Genomic DNA, 19,563 nt, shown 5'->3' on the forward strand with positions numbered 1-19,563 from the left:
TTATGAATTTTAAACACAAAATTAGATTATCAGCATACTTAGCTATGATGTGTGCCGTTCTATTTTCATGTACAGACCTGGAAATAGAAGAAACAGATTCTATCTTGACGTCAAACTTTGAAGGTTTGTCGAGTGAAGAAGCTGCTAGTTCCTTAAATGATGCATACAATAGTTTAATAGGTGCAGTTGGAACCCAAGAAAATTTATATTCATTGACGGAGGTGACTGGAGATGCCTTGCTTATCCCTACTAGGGGATCGGACTGGGGAGATAATGGTCTATGGAGACAACTACATCAGCATTCTTGGACAGCAGATCATCAATTTGTTACCAACACATGGAACCAGTGGAATCAACTGCAAATTACTGCAAGTGAAATTATAGATCCTCGTTCTAGCTCAGACCCACAAGTAAAGGCTGAAGCCCACTTTTTAAGAGCGCTATCTATGTATGTTATTCTAGACAACTATGGGCAGGTTCCTTTTAGAGACACAGAAGCTTTGCCTACTTTAGATCCTGAAGTATTTACAGGAGCTGAAGCAGTAGATTTGATAGAAAGTGACCTAGATATTGCTATTTCAGAAATGGACGATTCTCCTGCTGGAAGTGATAATGATCGCGCTTCTAAAACAGCTGCTAGATACCTGAAAGCCAAGCTTATGCTTAATAAACATGTCTTTACTAAATCTCCTGTAGATAATCAGGATATGAATGAAGTTGTAAGTCTAGTAGATCAAATTTCTGCTAGTGGATACAGCTTAGAAGAAGGATATTTTGATATCTTCAAATCTGATACAGACTCTGAAACTATTTGGTATATACCGACAGAAGTAGGACCTCGTATTTTCAACACTCTTCACTATAATTCTACAGAACTTGGCGGCGGTGGATGGAACGGTTTCTCCACTCTTGCAGAATATTATGATCTGTTTGAAGGTGACCCAGAACAAAACCGTTTAGATGAAAATGGTGACCCGATAGATGGACAAGAAGAAAGAAGAGGTGGTGTTCCTCCAATGGGTATTCCTATTGCTGAAGCTGATGATCCATTATTAAATGGTGATGATAACGAAGATGGTTTTGTAGACGGATCTAATGTTGGTAGTGGATTTTTAATTGGCCAGCAATACGCTCCAAATGGTGAACCGCTAGAAGATAGAGGTGGTGCTCCGCTTTCATTCACTAAAAACTTTTTTAATTCTGCCACAGGACAACCTAGTTTAGTTGATAATAATGAGGTGACTGGGATACGGGTTATCAAATACAATCCTAGATTTGGAGGTTTCAAAAACCATCATATTTTCTTCAGATATTCTGATGCCTACCTTATGAAGGCTGAAGCCCTTTTAAGGTCCGGTGAATCTGGTCAAGCTTTAAGTATGGTAAATGACCTTAGACTGTTGAGAAAAGCTCAACCTTTACCTGGTCTTACTGAACAAGATTTATTGGATGAAAGAGGAAGAGAATTGTTTACTGAATTCTGGAGGCGTAATGATTTAATTCGTTTTGGTCAATATACTAGAGACTGGCCCTTTAAAGATCCAAACGCTGTCAATAATCCAGACCGAGAACTATTTCCAATTCCAGCAACTCAAGTTATTTTAAACCCTAATTTGGTTCAAAATCCAGGATACTAGGAAACAAGATTCGAAACAAATTTATTATAAGAAAAAGGGGGCATGTTAATTCCCTCTTTTTTCTTTTTTAATAACATTAGAAAGTTATATTAGTAATTGTCAACAAAATCTACATTAACTTCAAATGGTTCAAAGAGCTTTAATTATCTTTCTTATTCACTTAGTGTTGTATTCATGCGCTAAGGATGAAGAACACAAATCTGCATATAAAAATGCTAAGCCTACTCTGTTTTCATTGCTAGATGCAGACAGTACAGGGGTAGATTTTACCAACAGGATTACAAACCAGAAAGACTTCAATATTTTTAAGTATAGAAACTTCTATAATGGAGGCGGAGTTGCTATTGGAGATATTAATAATGACGGCTTACCAGACATTTATCTTACTGCTAATATGGGGCCAAACAAACTTTACCTCAATAAGGGCGATATGAAGTTTGAAGATGTTTCTACTTCTGCAGGAGTAGAGGGCGATAAGCCTTGGTCTACTGGGGTGACTATGGTAGATATCAACAATGATGGCTTGCTGGATATTTATGTGAGTAATGCTGGAAACATGGAAGGAAATAACCATGATAACGACTTGTATATCAATAATGGCGATGGAACCTTTACAGAAAAGGCAGAAGAATACAACCTTGCAAAAACAGGATTTTCTACCCATGCTACTTTCTTTGATTATGATAATGACGGCGATCTGGATGTATATATCCTTAACAACAGTAACATTCCTGTAAGCAGTTTAGGTTATGCACACCAAAGAGATGTACGTGCACAAGATTGGGAAAATGTTCCTCATATCTTTAGAGGCGTAGGGGATATGTTATTAAGAAATGATGATGGAAAATTTGTTGACGTAAGTGAGGAAGCTGGAATCTACGGTAGTTTAATAGGTTTTGGTCTAGGGGTAATGATTACTGATATTAATAATGATACTTATCCAGATATTTATGTGTCCAACGATTTTTATGAGCGTGACTATTTATATATCAACAATGGAGATGGTACGTTTACCGAAGATATTAATAACCAAATGACTCATCTTTCTTTGTCTGCTATGGGAATAGATATTGCAGATATCAATAATGACGGACATCTAGATATGTACGTTACGGACATGCTTCCAGATGGAGACCAGCGTATTAAATCTGTTATGGAGTTTGAAGGATATAACGTGTTTAAACTCAAGCAAAGCAAAGACTTTCATCAACAGTATATACAAAACACCTTACAGCTAAATAATGGTAATAATACATTTTCAGAAATAGCAAATTTCAGCGGCGTTTCCAAAACAGATTGGAGCTGGGCAGGTTTGCTTTTTGATATGGATAATGACGGATACAAAGATATCTACGTTACCAATGGTATTAATCATGACTTGACAGACCTTGATTTTGTAGACTTTTTTGCAAACGATATCATCCAAAAAATGGCACTTACCGGAAAGAAACAAGCCATAGATTCTATCATTAACAAGATGCCTCAACGACCACAGTCTAATTATGCGTATCACAATAGTAAAGACCTAACTTTTGAAGATAGCACCAAAGAATGGGGCTTATATAAACCTAGCTTTTCTAACGGGACAGCTTATGCAGATTTAGATAATGATGGTGATCTTGACTTGGTGGTAAACAACGTAAATATGCCTTCATTTATTTACAGAAATAATTCAGAAACTCAAACTAATAACAACCACATCAGAATTAAGCTTGAAGGAGGACCAAAAAATAAATTTGCTATTGGAGCAAAAGTGAAACTTTTTATAGATGGCATGGTGCTGACTCAAGACCAAATGCCATCTCGAGGATTCCAATCTTCTATGGATTATGTTATGGCTATAGGCGTTGGAGAAGTAGATGTCATCGATTCTTTACAAGTGATTTGGCCTAATAACAAAACACAACTTTTTACAGATATAGAAACCAATCAACTTCTAGACCTAAAGCAAGCTGAAGCTGGTGATATATACCAACCCGAAAAACAATTCAATACCAATACCTTACTAAAGGAAGTACCAAATAATTTTGTAGCTCACCAAGAAAACACTTACTCAGATTTTGATTTTGAAGGTCTTATCCAAAAAAAATTATCTCAAGAAGGTCCGGCCATTGCTGTTGGAGATGTTAATAATAATGGACAAGACGATATTTTTATTGGTGGTGGAAAAAATCAAGAAGGTCAACTTTACATCAACATAGGTAATGGCAATTGGGAGGTATACAACACAGGTCAGTTTGAAAATACAGCTCATCTAGAAGATACAGCAGCAGCATTTTTTGATGCCAACGGAGATGGTAACCTGGACTTAATTGTAGGCAATAGTGGTAACGAAGTCAACCGTAAAGAAAAGTATGCTGTAAGGCTATATCTCAACGATGGAAAAGGCAATTTTTCTTTATCAGAAAAGAAAATTCCTTACACCAACAATAATATCTCTGTAATAGCTCCTTACGATTTTGATGAAGATGGAGATGTAGATGTGTTCATTGGCTCAAGAAGTGTAGTGGGTACTTACGGTATAAACCCTGAACATTTATTTTTAGAAAATACAGGAGATGGAGACTTTAAAGATGCAACCGAACGCTACGCCTACGACCTCAAAGACGCAGGAATGATAACCCATGCCGTTTGGGAAGATATAGATGGCGATTCTAAGAAAGACTTGATAACCGTTTCCGATTGGGGAACGCCAAATATATATCGAAACTCTGGTAGAGACCTTACCAAATTAGAATCCAATCTAGATAACTATCATGGTTGGTGGGAGACTGTAACTGTTGCAGATATCAACAACAATGGAAAAATGGATTTGATTTTAGGAAATCAAGGCAAGAATACGTTGTACAAAGCAAATCAAGAAGAGCCTATGAAAATGTGGGTAAACGATTTTGATAATAACGGCACAATAGAGCAAATCTTTACAAGACATATCAATGGAAAAGACTTCCCATTACACATGAAAAAAGAGTTAACGGGTCAAATTGTATCCTTAAAAAAGAAAAATATTAAAGCTTCTGAATATGCTAAAAAAACTATTCAAGAGCTATTTAGTGAAGATATTATAGAGACCACCTTACTCAAACAAGCCAACACCTCAGAAACTTTAATTGCTTTAAATAATGGTGATGGAGACTTTACCATTAAAAAATTACCAAACAGAGTTCAATTTTCTTCTATGAATAGCATCCTGTGTTTAGATTTGAATGGAGATGGCTATAAAGACCTCGTAATGGGTGGAAATAATCATGAATTCAAGCCACAATTTTCTAGACTAGATGCCAGTTATGGAGAAGTTCTTTTGAATGATGAAAACACTAATTTTGAGTGGCAAGAGCATTCAACATCAGGGTTTTTTGTAAGAAACGAAGTGAAACATATTAAGCTCGCCAATAGCAAAGACGGCAAGACGTATATAATTGTTGTAAGAAATGACGATACTCCCAAAATTTTTGAAGTTAAAAACTAATATACTATTCATACTAGTCGGTTTGTTCATTTTCTCTGCTTGCAAAGAAGAAGATGAAGCAGTATTTAAGCTTATTACATCTGAGCAGACAGGCGTTTCTTTTTCAAATCAAATTACAGAAACTGAAGACGCTAATATTCTAGACTATATGTATTTCTACAATGGTGGTGGGGTTGCAGTTGGAGATATCAATAATGATGGTTTGCCAGATATATTCCTTTCAGGAAATCAAGTAAAAAATAAGCTTTACCTCAACAAAGGCAATCTTGAGTTTGAGGATATAACTGAACAAGCAAAAGTAGAAGGAAATAGCACCTGGAATACAGGTGCTGTTATGGCAGACGTGAATGGTGACGGACTCCTAGATATCTATGTGTGTGCGGTTGTGGGTATAAATGGTTTTAGAGGTCATAACGAATTGTATATCAACAATGGCGATGGCAGCTTTACAGAGTCTGCAAAAGAGTATGGTCTGGACTTAGACACGTTTAGCTCCTCTGCGGTTTTTTTTGACTACGACCTCGACGGAGACCTCGATATGTATTTGCTCAATCATGCTTTGCACACATCAGAGTCTTTTGGAAATGTGAATGTGCGTAACGAACGAAATTACCAAACCGGTGATAAACTATTTAGAAACGATAATGGAAAATTTGTAGATGTTAGCGAAGAAGCTGGCATATTTGGAGGCGTGAATGGCTATGGCCTTGGAATATCGGTATCCGACTTCAACAATGATGGCTACCCAGATATTTATGTGGGGAATGATTTTCATGAAGACGATTATTATTATGTGAACAATTGTGATGGCACATTTACTAATCGACTAACCGAACATTTTGGGCATACTTCTCGATTTACCATGGGTATAGACGCTGCAGATATAAACCAAGATGGCCTTGTGGATCTTTTGACTTTGGATATGTTGCCAGAAGATGAAAATGTCCTTAAATCATCTGTAGATCATGAAGATTATCAAATAGAAAAAATAAGAGTCGATAATTACGGTTACTACTATCAGTATGCTAGAAATATGCTTCAGATTAATCAAGAAGATGGAAACTTCAAAGAGGTAGGACTTTTAAGTGGTGTAGCTGCTACAGACTGGAGCTGGAGTGCCTTAATTGCAGATTACAATCAAGATGGAAAGCAGGATATTTACATTACTAACGGGATTTTGAGACGTCCCAATGATTTAGATTACATCAACTTTGTGTCTAGTGATCAAATTCAAAAGAAAATTAATAAAACCAACTTGGTAGACCAAAAGGCATTGTCCAAAATGCCCAATGGCTTGGTGCCCAACGCCATTTTTGAAGGACAGGGTAATTTAATGTTCAAAAACACGTCTAAAACTTGGGTTAAAGATGTAAAACCAACCGCCTCTACAGCAATGGCAATGGTAGATTTAGATAACGATGGCGATTTGGATTTGGTAATCAACAACATCAATGACGAGGTGAGCATCCTTGAAAACCAAACCAACGCTAAAGCCAATTACCTTAAAATAGAGTTGAGCTCCAAAACAGCCAATTCTCATGCGCTTGGGGCTAAAGTGTATGCTTACCATAACAATGCGTTTCAGTATAAAGAACACTATACCGCTAGAGGTTTTCAATCATCATCGGAGCCTATCATTCATTTTGGATTTGGTCAAGTAGAGGCAGTAGATTCCCTCAAGATTGTATGGCCTAACAATACCCAGCAAAGTCTTCAAAATGTAAAAACCAACCAAACTCTGTCTATTGAACCAAACCTGGAAAAACCTGTAAAGATTTCAGCTAAAAAAGTTGAAAAACTATTTAGAAAAGTAGAGGGCAATCTTGGTATCAATTTCACCCATGAAGAGGACAATTATGTAGATTTTCTTAGACAAAAACTCATTCCTTACAGGGTATCCAATAAAGGTCCTGCTGTAGCAGTGGGAGACTTAGACAATGATGGGAAGGAGGATGTCTTCTTTGGAGGGGCAAAGTTTAAGCCTTCTCAAGTTTATCTTCAAAAAGATAGCATTTTCCAACTTCAAGATTTCCCTGGTATTTCAAAAGATTCAATCAAAGAAGAAGTGACTGCAATTATTCGAGATTTCAATACCAATGGAAAAAATGACTTGTTTGTGGGTGTTGCTGGAGGAGATTTTTACGGCAAGTCTAAAGCTTTACAAGATAGCTATTACTCTCAAATAGTTGATGGTTTTGAAGCTAAAGATATGCCAGAGTATTTTCAAAATGCTTCAGTCGTAACACCATTTGATTATGATAATGATGGCGATCTAGATATTTTTGTAGGTAATTATACCATTACAAATGATTTTGGAAAAGCACCTCACTCTCACCTTCTCGTTAATGATGGCGGGGAGTTTTCAATTTTGGAACCAAACCCATTTGAAGACTTAGGAATGATAACCGATGCAGTTTGGCAAGATTTTGACAACGATGGTAAGTCAGATTTAATCGTGGTAGGCGAATGGATGTCGCCAAAATTCTTTAAAAACACGGGTGAAAATTTTAAAGAGGTAGATATTGCTAATAATTTAAAAGGGCTTTGGCAGTCTATACAGCCTTTTGATATTGATAATGATGGTGATATGGATTATTTATTAGGAAATTGGGGAACAAATACCAAATTTAAAGCCTCCCAAAAGTATCCTTTAAAAATGTACTACTCAGATTTTGATAAAAATGGAAGTACAGAAACTATAGTTTGTATTGAAAAAGGCGGAGACTATTATCCATTACTTGGTCTGGACCAGCTGTCTAGTCAGTTGTTGTTTTTAAAGAAAAAGTTTCCAACCTACGATTCTTTTGCTGGCGAGCCCATCACAAGTATTTTGGAAAGAGATATGTTGAGGTCTGCTGAAGTTATGGAAGTGAACGAATTGAAATCAGGTTACCTGAAAAACAACAATGGTAAATTTGAATTTGTTCCCTTTGGCAATGAAATGCAAGTAGCACCAATAACAAAATTTCTAAAGCATAGTTTTAACAACACCTCCAAAGAACAAGTGTTGGCAGGTGGGAACTTTTTTGGACTTTCTCCATTACATGGTAGGTTAGATGCGTTTTCTGGAGCCATGATAACCGATGAAAACACCATTAGCTTAGGTCCGGACTTAGGAATTGATTTTAGCAAAAAAGACATTAGAGGTTTGGATATAATTCATTTCAATGCTGAAACTTATTTATTGGTAACGATAAATAACGATGAAGTAGAAGTTTATAAATTTTAAAAGAGATGATGAAAAATTTTAGTCAACTATTCAAATTGATTTGCCTTACTGCTATCATTTCAACAGTAGCATGTAAGGAACAGCAACCTATAGAGATTACTGCAGACCATTTTCATCATTCTGTAGATAAAGTCGTGGACGCTATGGTGCACGATATTTTTTCTCCTCCAGTAGCAAGTCGCGTATTTGCCTATCCCAATATTGCAGCTTATGAGATAATGGCTCAAAAGGATAGCGATTTTCTCTCTTTAGATGGCCAACTGAATGGTTTTTCAAAAATCCCTGCACCAAAAGCTCCTGAAGACATTAACTATGAGCTTGCAGCCTTGATTGCCCATTTAGACTTGAATAGAAAATTGGTTTTTACAGAAGAAATCATTACCAGTTACCGAGATAGCCTTTACACCCTCTGGGAGAAACAAAACGCAAAAGAATTTGAAAACTCCAAAGCCTATGCCTTGGAGGTGTCTAATCATATTGAAGCATGGATGGATGAAGATAACTACAAACAAACACGTACCATGTCTAAGTATTCTGTCAATAGTAAAGACCTCTCAAAATGGCAACCTACACCGCCAGCTTATATGGATGGAATAGAACCGCATTGGGACAAAATACGCCCATTTGTTTTAGATACTCCAAGTCAATTTAAACCTGTTGCTCCCCCAGATTTTTCGATGGAAGAAAACAGCGATTTTTATAAAGAATTAAAAGAGGTTTATGATATAAGTAATGAGGTAACAGAAAAAGGAGACGATTCAGAAGAAATCCAAATAGCTCAGTTCTGGGACTGTAACCCCTACGTATCCATAACTCGTGGTCACTTGATGTTTGCTACCAAAAAAATTACGCCAGGTGCGCATTGGATTGGCATTGCAAAAATAGCAAGTAAAAAAAGCAATTTCGATTTTGCTAAAAGCGTTTATGTTTATACAAAAACTTCCATTACTATCTTTGATGCTTTTATAAGCTGCTGGGATGAAAAATACCGTAGTAATTTAGTAAGACCCGAAACTTTAATCAATATGTATTTCAATGATAATTGGAAACCCATATTGCAAACTCCGCCTTTTCCGGAATACACCAGCGGCCATTCGGTAGTTTCTAATGCTGCTGCGGAATGCTTAACCGCAATTTTTGGAGAAGACTTTGCTTATGATGACGATACCGAAATTAAATATGGGCTCCCTGTACGAAGCTATACCTCGTTTAAGGAGGCAGCAGCAGAAGCTACCATCAGTAGACTATATGGTGGTATTCACTACCGTTCTGCAATTGAAGTAGGTAAAACGCAAGGAGAAAATGTAGGTAAATTTGTTATTGAAAATCTAGAAATGACCCATGAATAAGAAAATTAGATATACGCTTGCGGGGGTCTTCATAATACTTTTAGCTAGCCTTGCTTGGGTAGCTTTTAAACCCTATCATTATGCTATTCAATTTCAATCTAAAACACTCCCTGGCGTCATCAACCAAACTATAAAAGTATGGTCCATCAATTTAAAAGGTTCTGATGTAGAAGAAAGTCCTTCGGTCAACTTAATTAAGCAACGTATAAAAACAAAAAACACCACTTATTTTTATAATTGGGAATTAACTCAAAAAAGTGATTCTTTAACCAAAGTGAGAGTAGAGGTTATCGATAGTACGCAAAATAATCTGTTAGCTAGATTATCAAATGTTTTTCAAAAGGAAAAAATAAAGAAAACTTCCGTAGAAAATGTCAAAGCTTTACTTGAAATATTAAATGAACATTTAGAAGACCATGAGGTGGTTATTGATGAACAGACTGCCTCCCCGTCGGTGTTTTGTGCTTACGTACCATTAAAAGGTATACAACCTCAAAAAGCCAAGGGCATGATGCTACATTATAACCTCATATCAGATTTTATTTTAAAGCATGGTATTGAAACAAATGGAAATCCCATGGTAGAAGTATATAATTGGGAAATGGAAAAGGACAGCATTCATTATAACTTTTGCTTTCCTATTATTATGAAAGATTCACTACCCGAAGATCCTCTCATAAAATACAAACAAATCGATAGCAAAAACGCATTAAAAGCTACCTATTATGGTAACTATATGTCCTCAGACCGTGCATGGTATGCCTTACAGAGTTATGCTGAAAATAATTCAATAGACTTGGAAAATACCCCCATAGAAGTATTTCACAACAACCCTATGCAAGGCGGCGATGATACAAAGTGGAAAACTGAGGTTTACTTACCTATAAAAGATAAATAATAATGAAAAACAACCACATTATTTACCTAGTTCTAATTGTAGTATTTGCAATTGGATGTCAAAATAATAAAGAAACAGCAGATTTTTATGCGGTAGATGTAAATCAAACTTTACAGAGACTAGAAGCAGAACAAGACACGGATAAGGACAAAAAAATAACTGAAGATGATACGGCCCAAAAATCTTTTGTGCTGAAAGCAAAAGATGGAAGTGAGGTTACTATTGAAGGTACCTACCATTTATCAAATTTATTGCAAGAATTGGCTGCTGCGAAAAATGAAGGTAAAACTGATGTGGAAATTTCTTTAAAAAGCATAAAAGAACAACCTGCCGACCGAATTTCTCGACTTATAAAAACCAAGTATTGGGATAACCTTACCCGCCGAGTTGATCAATCTGGGCTAGAAACCATCTTAACCGATACCAAAGCTTCAGATGGTTTAATAAGAAGACTGTATGTGCCATCTACAGATTCTGTAGGTGTAAGCTATTTTAAATCAATTGAAAGTGATTTCAAAAACTTTGAAGTCGTTGTTTTACCTGAAAATATTTCACCTGAATATGTGAAATCCATCAACGATAAACCTGGTATTTTAAGTTTACAAATAACAAATGGCGAGGGTACTCCATTTGTAGTGCCTGGCGGAAGGTTCAATGAAATGTACGGATGGGATTCATATTTTGAAGGAGTAGGACTCAATGTAGACGGAAGACAAGATTTATCCATCGCTATGATTGAAAATTTCGCTTACCAAATACAGCATTATGGGAAGATATTGAATGCCAATAGAAGCTACTACCTAACGCGAAGTCAACCTCCATTTATGACTTCATTTATAAGAGAAACATTTGAAAGTGAAGAAGGGCTAAATGAAGAATGGCTAACCCAAATGCTTAATGCAGCCTTAGATGAATACTTCAATGTGTGGATGAAGCAAGAAAAAAAACTAACTGCAACGGGCTTGAATAGGTATTTTGCTGAAGGAATTGGCATTCCGCCAGAAACCGAAGAAGGACATTTTGATACGTATTTAGAAACGGTAGCCTCACAATACCAAATGCCTTTAGATGAATTTATAGAAGGGTATCAAACGGGCGCTATTGAAGATGAAGCCGTAGATGAATACTTTTTACACGACAGAAGCTTGCGCGAAAGTGGCCACGACACTACCTGGCGACTCGATGGCAGGTGTGCAGACTTAAATTCTGTTGCCCTCAATGCCTTGCTTTATAAATATGAAACAGATTTTGCATACCTTATCAAAACCTATTTTGACGATTCATTTTTGTTTGAAGACCAAAATCTTGACGAAAACTACTGGATGCAAATCGCTGATGAACGTAAATTGCTCGTCAATCAATTTTTATGGAATGAAGAAGAAGGCTCGTATTATGATTATAATTTTAAAACGCAAAAACCACTGATTTACGATTCTGCAACCAATTTTTATCCATTGTGGTCCAATTTAGCTTCTCCTGAACAAGCTGATAAAATGAAAGATAAATTGCTTCAATCCTTGAAAGCAGAAGGTGGTATTTTATCGTCTTCAAAAGCTTCGGTAGAACAATTTGCTTCAAGCGAGGTATCAAGACAATGGGATTATCCCAATGGTTGGGCACCTCACCAAATGCTGATTTGGAAAGGATTACTCAATTATGGTTATAACACTGAAGCAGAAGAACTAGCTTACAGATGGATGTGGATGATTACCAAAAATGCTGTAGATTACAATGGAACCATACCAGAGAAGTACGATGTAGTGAACCGAACACACAAAGTATATGCGGAGTATGGCAACGTAGGAACCGAGTTTGATTACATCACTCCGGAAGGTTTTGGTTGGATGAACGCTTCTTATCAATACGGCTTAACATTGTTATCTGATGAACTGCGAGAAAATTTAAACGCCTTAGTTGATCCCGATAAATTATTTTAGGAAACCAATTAAAATAAAAATCTTCCTAAAATAAATTTACTGCCACCTCTAGGGCGCCATACTCTTGCAGATTATTCCACATAGCAGTGGCAGAAACAGGAAGTGTATGCCTGTCAAAAAGCTTAACTGTTTTAGAGTAAGTAGCGCCATAATTATTAAAACCAGGTCTATCTCCATAAAAATGAGTCTCACTTTCGAAAGAAAAGGCAGCTCCAACATAGACTCCGAGATTCCAGTCTCCTCCACTCGCAACAATATAAGAAGCTTCTACATAATTGGTAAAGGCATTCCTCAAATCTCCTCTGGAGGTGATGTAAGTATCCCTACCTTGAACGATGGTACTCCAACCCAGTTGTAGCGGGATAGCATCGACTCTGTAGGTTGCGGAAACATCAATAAAATGCGAGGTTTCTCTCCTGTCGTAATTGAAGATTTCAGCCTCTGGGAAATCTGTATAGTTGTTGATGTCCCAAATGGCGAAACTCCAGTTTTTATAATCGTATGTTATATAATAGTCAAACTCTGTATAATTGCCGGCAAAACCAACGCCACCCCAAAGCCCAGCTTTAAAATTTCCATCGCTGGTCACGTAATATACATTTGCTGCGGTCATTGCTTCGTCGGTGACCCGGTATCCACGCCATAGGTGCATATTTTTCATCGTAAGGTTGAATTCAAAAGGGCGGTAAGATTTTTCAGTTTCTAAACTGTCTTTTGGTAATTGATCTGGTATTGGTTGATAATCTCCTTGTCCAAACATAAAATTCGAGGCGCATAGGAATAGAATCAGACTCGAAATCCTGATTTTATTAAACATAAAGATAAATTTTAGCTAAGTATTAAATGGAGATAGGTGGCAAGGCTTGCACCTATTAATGGCCCGAGGATTGGAATCCAGCTGTACGACCAATTACTGTGTGTTTTCCCTTTGATGGGTAAAAGAAAGTGCATAATACGCGGGCCTAAGTCCCGCGCAGGATTAATGGCGTATCCAGTAAGTCCGCCCAAGGACAAGCCAATGCTCCAAACCACAAAGGCAATTGGGATGGCACCAACGGCACCAAGGCCTACAGGAACACCTTCTTCACCTTGTATTTCTGCCCCTGTGATAAAAAATACCGCCATGATAAGCACAAATGTGCCTACGATTTCGCTCATAAGATTCCTAAAAGTATTCGGAATGGCAGGGTCTGTGCAAAAAATAGCCCGTTTCCCTTCAGGATTGTCTGTCGCATCGAAGTGGTCTTTGAACAACACGTAAACCGTTCCAGAACCAATCATGGCACCAATGACCTGAGCAACTATATACATTGGTACGTCCTGCCAGGCAAAACTTCCTTCTATAGCTAAAGCTAAAGTGACTGCGGGATTGATATGTGCTCCGCTGTAAGGTGCAGCGACAAACACTCCAATAAATACTCCCATCGCCCAGCCCGTAGTGATGACCATCCAGCCAGCACCACTGCTTTTGGTGTCCTTCAAAACGCTGCTTGCCACCACTCCTCCTCCAAGAAGAATGAGCAAGGCAGTCCCTAAAATTTCTGCTACAAATGGACTCATAGTTATTGGTTTTTGGATTTACTCCAGTACTGTAAAGCATCAATAGCCCGGTACCATCCTTCAATACCTTCTTTTATACTATCCTGATCTTCGGTAGGATGAAATTTGACATCTTCTTCCCAAATGTCTTGAATCTCTTCAATATCTTTCCAAAAGCCAACGGCTAAACCTGCCAAATAAGCTGCGCCAAGTGCAGTCGTCTCAATCGTTTTCGGTCTTACAGTTGTTGTATTTAGAACGTCCGATTGAAACTGCATCAACATATCGTTAACACTAGCGCCACCATCCACTCGAAGTTCTTCGATATCGATTTCGGAATCGGTCTGCATAGCTTTCAAAATATCCATAGTTTGGTAGGCAATGGCATCTAAAGATGCTCTTGCAATATGCGCATCGGTTGTGCCTCGGGTAATTCCAAATATGCTACCTCTTGCGTTTTGATCCCAGTAGGGTGCTCCAAGTCCGGCAAAAGCAGGGATAAAATAGACCCCTTCTGAAGATTCTACAGAATTGGCCACATATTCAACATCGCTAGATCGCCTTATCAGTCCAATACCATCTCTTAGCCATTGTACCACGGCTCCGCCTATAAAGATGCTGCCTTCCAAAGCGTAATTGGTTTTACCATTGATGCGCCAGGCTACAGTTGTTAAAAGTTTATTGTTGGAAATTATGGGCTTTTCGCCAATGTTCATCAACATAAAGCATCCCGTGCCATACGTGCTTTTTACCATTCCTTTTTTAGTACACATTTGACCAAACAAAGCCGCCATCTGGTCCCCGCCAATTCCTGCAATAGGCACTTTGGAGGCAAATATGGTGGTTTTGGTATGCCCGTAAACCTCGCTCGAATCTTTTACTTCTGGCAACATGCTTTTCGGTATGCCAAATAATTCAAGCAAGTCTTCATCCCATTCTAAAGTATGGATGTTGAAGAGCATGGTTCGTGAAGCATTGGAGACGTCGGTGACATGAAGCTCACCTTTAGTGAAATTCCAAATCAGCCAGGAGTCGATGGTTCCTAATACAAGGTCTCCCGCTTCAGCTTTTTCTCTCGCGCCTTCTACATTGTCCAAAATCCATTTGACTTTGGTGCCCGAAAAATAAGAATCGATGACAAGTCCTGTTTTCTCCTGAATCATTTTTTCTTTTCCTTCGGCTTTCAATTGATCACAGTAATCTGAGGTTCTTTTATCCTGCCATACGATAGCATTGTAAACAGGTTGACCAGTATGTCTATCCCAAACTACAACGGTTTCTCTTTGGTTGGTGATACCAATGGCGGCAATATTTTTACCGTTAAGCCCTTTTTTGGTCGTGGCTTCAGCGGCTACACCTGCTTGCTTAGACCAGATCTCGGCAGGATCGTGTTCTACCCAGCCTGGTTTTGGATAATGCTGTGCAAATTCTTGCTGAGCAATGGAGTGTATTTCTCCTTTCTGATTGAATAAAATAGCTCTTGAACTTGTTGTGCCTTGATCTAAGGCCAAAATGTACTTTTCCATTGGCTTAAAATTTTAAATTATTGATTGAGGTTGGCTGAGAATTTTCTGATATTTATATGATATAACCTTTTGCTAAAGTTGTATAATCTTGAATTTGTTTATCAATCCACTTCTGGTCTTTGTTTAATTCTTTAGCTAAAATTTCGGCAACTTTAGGAGCCATTTCGATAGACCGCATTGCATCTAGAAAGAGCACCCGAACTCGTCTTGCCAAAACATCTTCTACAGTCCTTGCCATTTCATGACGTGCTGCCCAAAGAACCTCGACCTTGAGGTAGTCTAAATCTGGGTGTATTTTTTTGCCTAAACTTGGATCTTCCTCTATTAATTTTTGAAGGTATTGTTGATCGCTGCCATAGACATAAAGATGGTTGTCTCTTTCTTCAGTTTTCATGGCACCATGTATGGAAAGATGTTCTGTCACACATTCTTTTTTGGGGAGCTTATTCAGTTTTATAACTTTATTTAAGGTGTCCTCTGCCATTTTTCGGTAAGTCGTCCACTTACCACCTGTGATGGAGATCAACCCGCTATCTGACACTAATATTTTATGGCCTCGGGAAATTTCTTTGGTTTTTCCAGTTTCATCTTCAGGAGCGGCTAGAGGTCTTAAGCCGGCATAAATACTTTTGATGTCATCTCGGGTTGCTTTTTTCTCTATGAAGCGATTAAAAGTTTCTAAAATGAAATCCACTTCCTTTTCGGTCGCATTCGGTTCAGCGGTATGGTTGTCTACCATAACATCGGTAGTCCCTACAATAACTTTATCGTGCCATGGCACTGCAAAGAGCACTCTGCCGTCATCTGTTTTTGGGATCATGATAGCATCTTCACTTGGAAGAAATTCTTTATCAAAAACCAAATGAACCCCTTGACTTGGCTGAATTCTTTTCTTGGCGCCAGGCTTGTCCATCTGTAGAATATCATCTGCAAATACCCCAGTTGCATTGATAACTGCTTTACTTTTAAAAGTGAATTGCTTACCCGTTTCCTGGTCGGTAGCTATAACTCCAGAAACTTTGTCTTCAGCATCTTTTGTCAGATTTTTGACTTTAAAGTAATTCAGTAAAGTACCTCCTTTCTCGATGGCGGTTTGTGCAATGTTTACTGCAAGTCTAGAATCGTCAAATTGTCCATCCTGATAACTGACACTACCTCTTAGCTTATCTTTTTTGATTGTTGGTAGCTTACGAATGGTTTCGTTTTTGCTGACGTGATTTGAACTTCCTAAACTTAATTTGCCAGCAAGAAAATCATAAGCTTTCAAACCTAATGTATAATAGGGACCTTCCCACCAGGTATAGTTTGGAATTAAAAACGTCTGATTTTTGACCAGATGCGGCGCATTTTGTTCTAATAAGCCGCGCTCTTTTAAAGCTTCCCTTACCAGTGATATATTAGCTTGAGCGAGATACCTTACGCCTCCGTGCACAAGCTTAGTACTTCGGCTTGAAGTTCCTTTGGCATAATCCAATTGTTCAAGTAGAAGAGTTTTATAACCTCTGGTAGCACTGTCAACGGCAATACCAAGACCAGTGGAGCCTCCGCCAATGACGATGGTGTCCCATTCTTCAACTTGCTCTGCTTTAATTATAAGATGATCTCTATTAAATAATTGTTCTGAATTCATTACGTTTAATTTCGAATATAATTTAAATGTATTAAAATATTATTAAAACGAAGATAAAAGATTAAAATAATAATAAAACGAAAGTTTTGTCAACTAGTATTGATTGTTATTAAACCACGGTTAGTACTTTGTTACTTATACGTTATATTTGTAATAAAATCAAAGGAGAGTGAAACGCCATCAAGCCATTTTAGAACTGTTAGAAAAAGAAAGCTACGTCAGTGTTGCACACTTATGCGATTTGTTTGAAGTTTCCGCGGTAACTATAAGAAAGGATTTGAAACTTCTTGAAGATAAAGGTTTGCTATTTCGAACACATGGTGGGGCTACAATTCAAAATCCGTATATCAACGATAGACACGTTAGCGAAAAGGAAAAGCTAAATGTGAAAGAAAAAGAAGCAATTGCTGAAGCAGCAATCCAATTGATAAAACCCAACGATTCTATCATGATTGCTTCTGGAACGACGATGCAAATGCTTGCTAAAGCTATCCAAATAGAAGATCATCTTAACATCACAACTTCGTCTTTGAATGTTGCTCTGGAATTAACGAAATCACCATATTATGATATTTTACAACTTGGAGGAAGCGTAAGGCATAGCTCATCCTCGGTAACTGGGCATTTTTCACAATCATTGTTGAAGAATATTACATGTAATCTACTGTTTCTGGGTGTAGACGGCATCGATGTCGATCACGGATGTACAACTACAAGCCTTGAAGAAGCTATGCTGAATAAAAAAATGATAGAGTCAGCTCAAAAAATTATTGTTTTGGCAGACTCGTCTAAGTTTAATCGAAAAGGATTTGGTAAAATTTGTGCCATTTCAGACATCCACCATATCATTACTGATTCTGGAATCAGCAATACGGTTGCTAAAGAAATTAAAAGTATTGGAATACAATTGACGGTGGTTTAAAACTTAAATAAAGTTGCCTGATTCATTTCTTTTCCCACTCTGGAAAGAATCAGATGCGTTGTTGGCTCTCCAAAATTCACCAGCTTATCTATAAACTGCTGCAAGTGAAGCTGATCTTTCAAAGCCACACGAATAAATAAATTATGTTGTCCTGTGATCCTATAAGCTTCTTTGACTTCCGAATAGGTTTCAATTTCCGCCAGGGCAGGTTTTAGTTTGCCACTGAACATCTTCAGCATGATAAAGACTTCCAGGCTATTTCCCAGCAAACTCTGGTTTAATCTGATAGAATAACCTTTAATGACTCCTGTATCTTCCAGTTTCTTGACTCGTTCTCTTACAGAGGATGGGGAGAGAAAAACTTGTTTGCCGATTTCAGCATAAGATTGACGTGAATTCAGTTTTAGAATATCGATAATTTTGTGATCAATAGCATCTACCATTAAAAAGAGGGTTTTATGATTAAATATACTCTTTATTATTGAAAATATGACAATAAGCCATTAATTCAATTTCAGAGAAAAGGTCCTGAAACTTAAATTCGCATTCGTTTTAAAAGAGAAGGAGTGGAATTATACGTTTTAAGCATTTTGGCTATTGCTATTTTTTGTGGCTTTTTTGTTCAATCTTTAGTTGGTTTTGCTGGATCTTTGGTGGCTCTACCAATTCTTCTTTTTGCCGTCAAATTGCCGGATGCCATCGCTTATGTCTCAATTTTTTATTTATTTTCTAGCAGCTATATGGTTTATAAAGAATGGCGAAACATAGATAAAAACACGATTGTAAGACTTACAGTGGCCTCCTTGATAGGAGTCGTTTTAGGAATTGTAGTGCTGACCTATTCTAAGCCTGTTATTTTACAAACCGGACTTGGTGTTTTTATACTATTGTACGTAGGGTATGTCTTGCTAGGCAAGAAGGAATTGGCCTTAGGTAAAAAAGCTAACTGGACTTTTGGAGTGATGGGTGGATTTTTTTCAGGAGTGTTTTCTACTGGAGGTCCTTTGTACGTCATTAGCGTCAAGAATACCGTGAAAGAAGCTAAAACCTTTAGAGCTACCATGATTGGCGTGCTGGCTCTAATCACCCTCATTAGGATTCCTGCTTTAAGCATCAGCGGTGCTCTTAACTTTCAGCATGTACAAATGTGCTTAATTGTTCTGCCTGTTTTCTTTTTAGCTCAATTCTTAGGCATCAAATTTTTCCCTAAAATCAATGAAGTTCAGTTCAAAAGAATTTTATTGGTAATTCTATCCCTTTCGGGGCTGGCATTGATTTTTTAAAAGGTTTCAAGGTATAGACCTCAAAGGTTTCAAAAACTTGTGAAGTCTTATAAAATGAATTTTATTTCATTAATTACCTCAAAATCTTTTCGCAAGACCTTTAGTTGAAACTAAATACCGAGACGGGGATTTAAGTGATAATCT

General features: G+C 37.5%; 13 protein-coding genes. 8 read left to right on the forward strand and 5 right to left on the reverse strand.

The window, feature by feature from the left end:
• Positions 1 to 2: 2 nt before the first annotated feature.
• The 6 genes from LB452_RS06730 (at position 3) to LB452_RS06755 (ending at position 12,519) form a co-directional block, all read left to right on the forward strand.
• Positions 3 to 1,637 carry a RagB/SusD family nutrient uptake outer membrane protein gene (locus LB452_RS06730; protein ID WP_224460964.1) on the forward strand — a complete coding sequence of 545 codons (1,635 nt, stop codon included), beginning with the start codon at positions 3 to 5 and terminating at the stop codon, positions 1,635 to 1,637.
• Between the two features lie 124 nt (positions 1,638 to 1,761).
• The gene (locus LB452_RS06735; RefSeq protein WP_224460965.1) at positions 1,762 to 5,106 is read left to right on the forward strand and encodes a VCBS repeat-containing protein; all 3,345 of its coding nucleotides are present in this window, start codon (positions 1,762 to 1,764) and stop codon (positions 5,104 to 5,106) included.
• Positions 5,090 to 8,335 (forward strand): VCBS repeat-containing protein, encoded by a 3,246-nt coding sequence (locus LB452_RS06740; protein WP_224460966.1) that lies wholly within the window; start codon positions 5,090 to 5,092, stop codon positions 8,333 to 8,335. Before LB452_RS06735 ends, LB452_RS06740 begins: the two co-directional genes overlap by 17 nt.
• A gap of 8 nt (positions 8,336 to 8,343) precedes the next feature.
• Positions 8,344 to 9,684, forward strand: a complete 1,341-nt coding sequence (locus tag LB452_RS06745) for a vanadium-dependent haloperoxidase (RefSeq protein ID WP_224460996.1) — start codon at positions 8,344 to 8,346, stop codon at positions 9,682 to 9,684.
• Positions 9,677 to 10,582 carry a GyrI-like domain-containing protein gene (locus LB452_RS06750; protein ID WP_224460967.1) on the forward strand — a complete coding sequence of 302 codons (906 nt, stop codon included), beginning with the start codon at positions 9,677 to 9,679 and terminating at the stop codon, positions 10,580 to 10,582. Before LB452_RS06745 ends, LB452_RS06750 begins: the two co-directional genes overlap by 8 nt.
• 2 nt (positions 10,583 to 10,584) lie before the next feature.
• Positions 10,585 to 12,519, forward strand: coding sequence for a trehalase family glycosidase (locus LB452_RS06755; RefSeq protein ID WP_224460968.1), 1,935 nt, complete (start codon positions 10,585 to 10,587; stop codon positions 12,517 to 12,519).
• A gap of 25 nt (positions 12,520 to 12,544) precedes the next feature.
• Here LB452_RS06755 and LB452_RS06760 read toward each other — a convergent pair whose 3' ends face one another.
• From LB452_RS06760 to LB452_RS06775, 4 genes are read right to left on the reverse strand one after another with little or no spacing between them, the layout of a single operon-like run.
• Entirely contained in the window at positions 12,545 to 13,336 is a 792-nt protein-coding gene (locus LB452_RS06760; RefSeq protein ID WP_224460969.1) for a hypothetical protein, read from the reverse strand.
• An 11-nt stretch (positions 13,337 to 13,347) separates the two neighbouring features.
• On the reverse strand, positions 13,348 to 14,079 hold the full coding sequence (locus LB452_RS06765) for an MIP/aquaporin family protein (protein WP_224460970.1): 732 nt from the start codon (positions 14,077 to 14,079) through the stop codon (positions 13,348 to 13,350).
• 2 nt (positions 14,080 to 14,081) lie between these two features.
• Entirely contained in the window at positions 14,082 to 15,584 is a 1,503-nt protein-coding gene (gene glpK, locus LB452_RS06770; protein ID WP_224460971.1) for a glycerol kinase GlpK, read from the reverse strand.
• A gap of 52 nt (positions 15,585 to 15,636) precedes the next feature.
• Positions 15,637 to 17,214: a glycerol-3-phosphate dehydrogenase/oxidase gene (locus tag LB452_RS06775; protein ID WP_224460972.1), complete on the reverse strand. Its 1,578-nt coding sequence runs from the start codon at positions 17,212 to 17,214 to the stop codon at positions 15,637 to 15,639.
• Between the two features lie 169 nt (positions 17,215 to 17,383).
• Between LB452_RS06775 and LB452_RS06780 the strand changes: the two genes are divergently transcribed.
• A complete protein-coding gene (locus tag LB452_RS06780) occupies positions 17,384 to 18,136 on the forward strand; it encodes a DeoR/GlpR family DNA-binding transcription regulator (protein ID WP_224460973.1) in 753 nt (250 codons plus the stop codon).
• Here LB452_RS06780 and LB452_RS06785 read toward each other — a convergent pair.
• Entirely contained in the window at positions 18,133 to 18,579 is a 447-nt protein-coding gene (locus LB452_RS06785; protein WP_224460974.1) for an Lrp/AsnC family transcriptional regulator, read from the reverse strand. The genes LB452_RS06780 and LB452_RS06785 overlap by 4 nt on opposite strands.
• A 123-nt stretch (positions 18,580 to 18,702) precedes the next feature.
• Here LB452_RS06785 and LB452_RS06790 point away from each other — a divergent pair, with 123 nt between their 5' ends.
• Positions 18,703 to 19,419 (forward strand): sulfite exporter TauE/SafE family protein, encoded by a 717-nt coding sequence (locus LB452_RS06790; protein ID WP_224460975.1) that lies wholly within the window; start codon positions 18,703 to 18,705, stop codon positions 19,417 to 19,419.
• Positions 19,420 to 19,563 lie beyond the last annotated feature (144 nt).

Origin of the sequence: Psychroflexus longus, assembly GCF_020164595.1 — a bacterium.
In the GTDB taxonomy this organism is placed as follows: domain Bacteria; phylum Bacteroidota; class Bacteroidia; order Flavobacteriales; family Flavobacteriaceae; genus Psychroflexus; species Psychroflexus longus.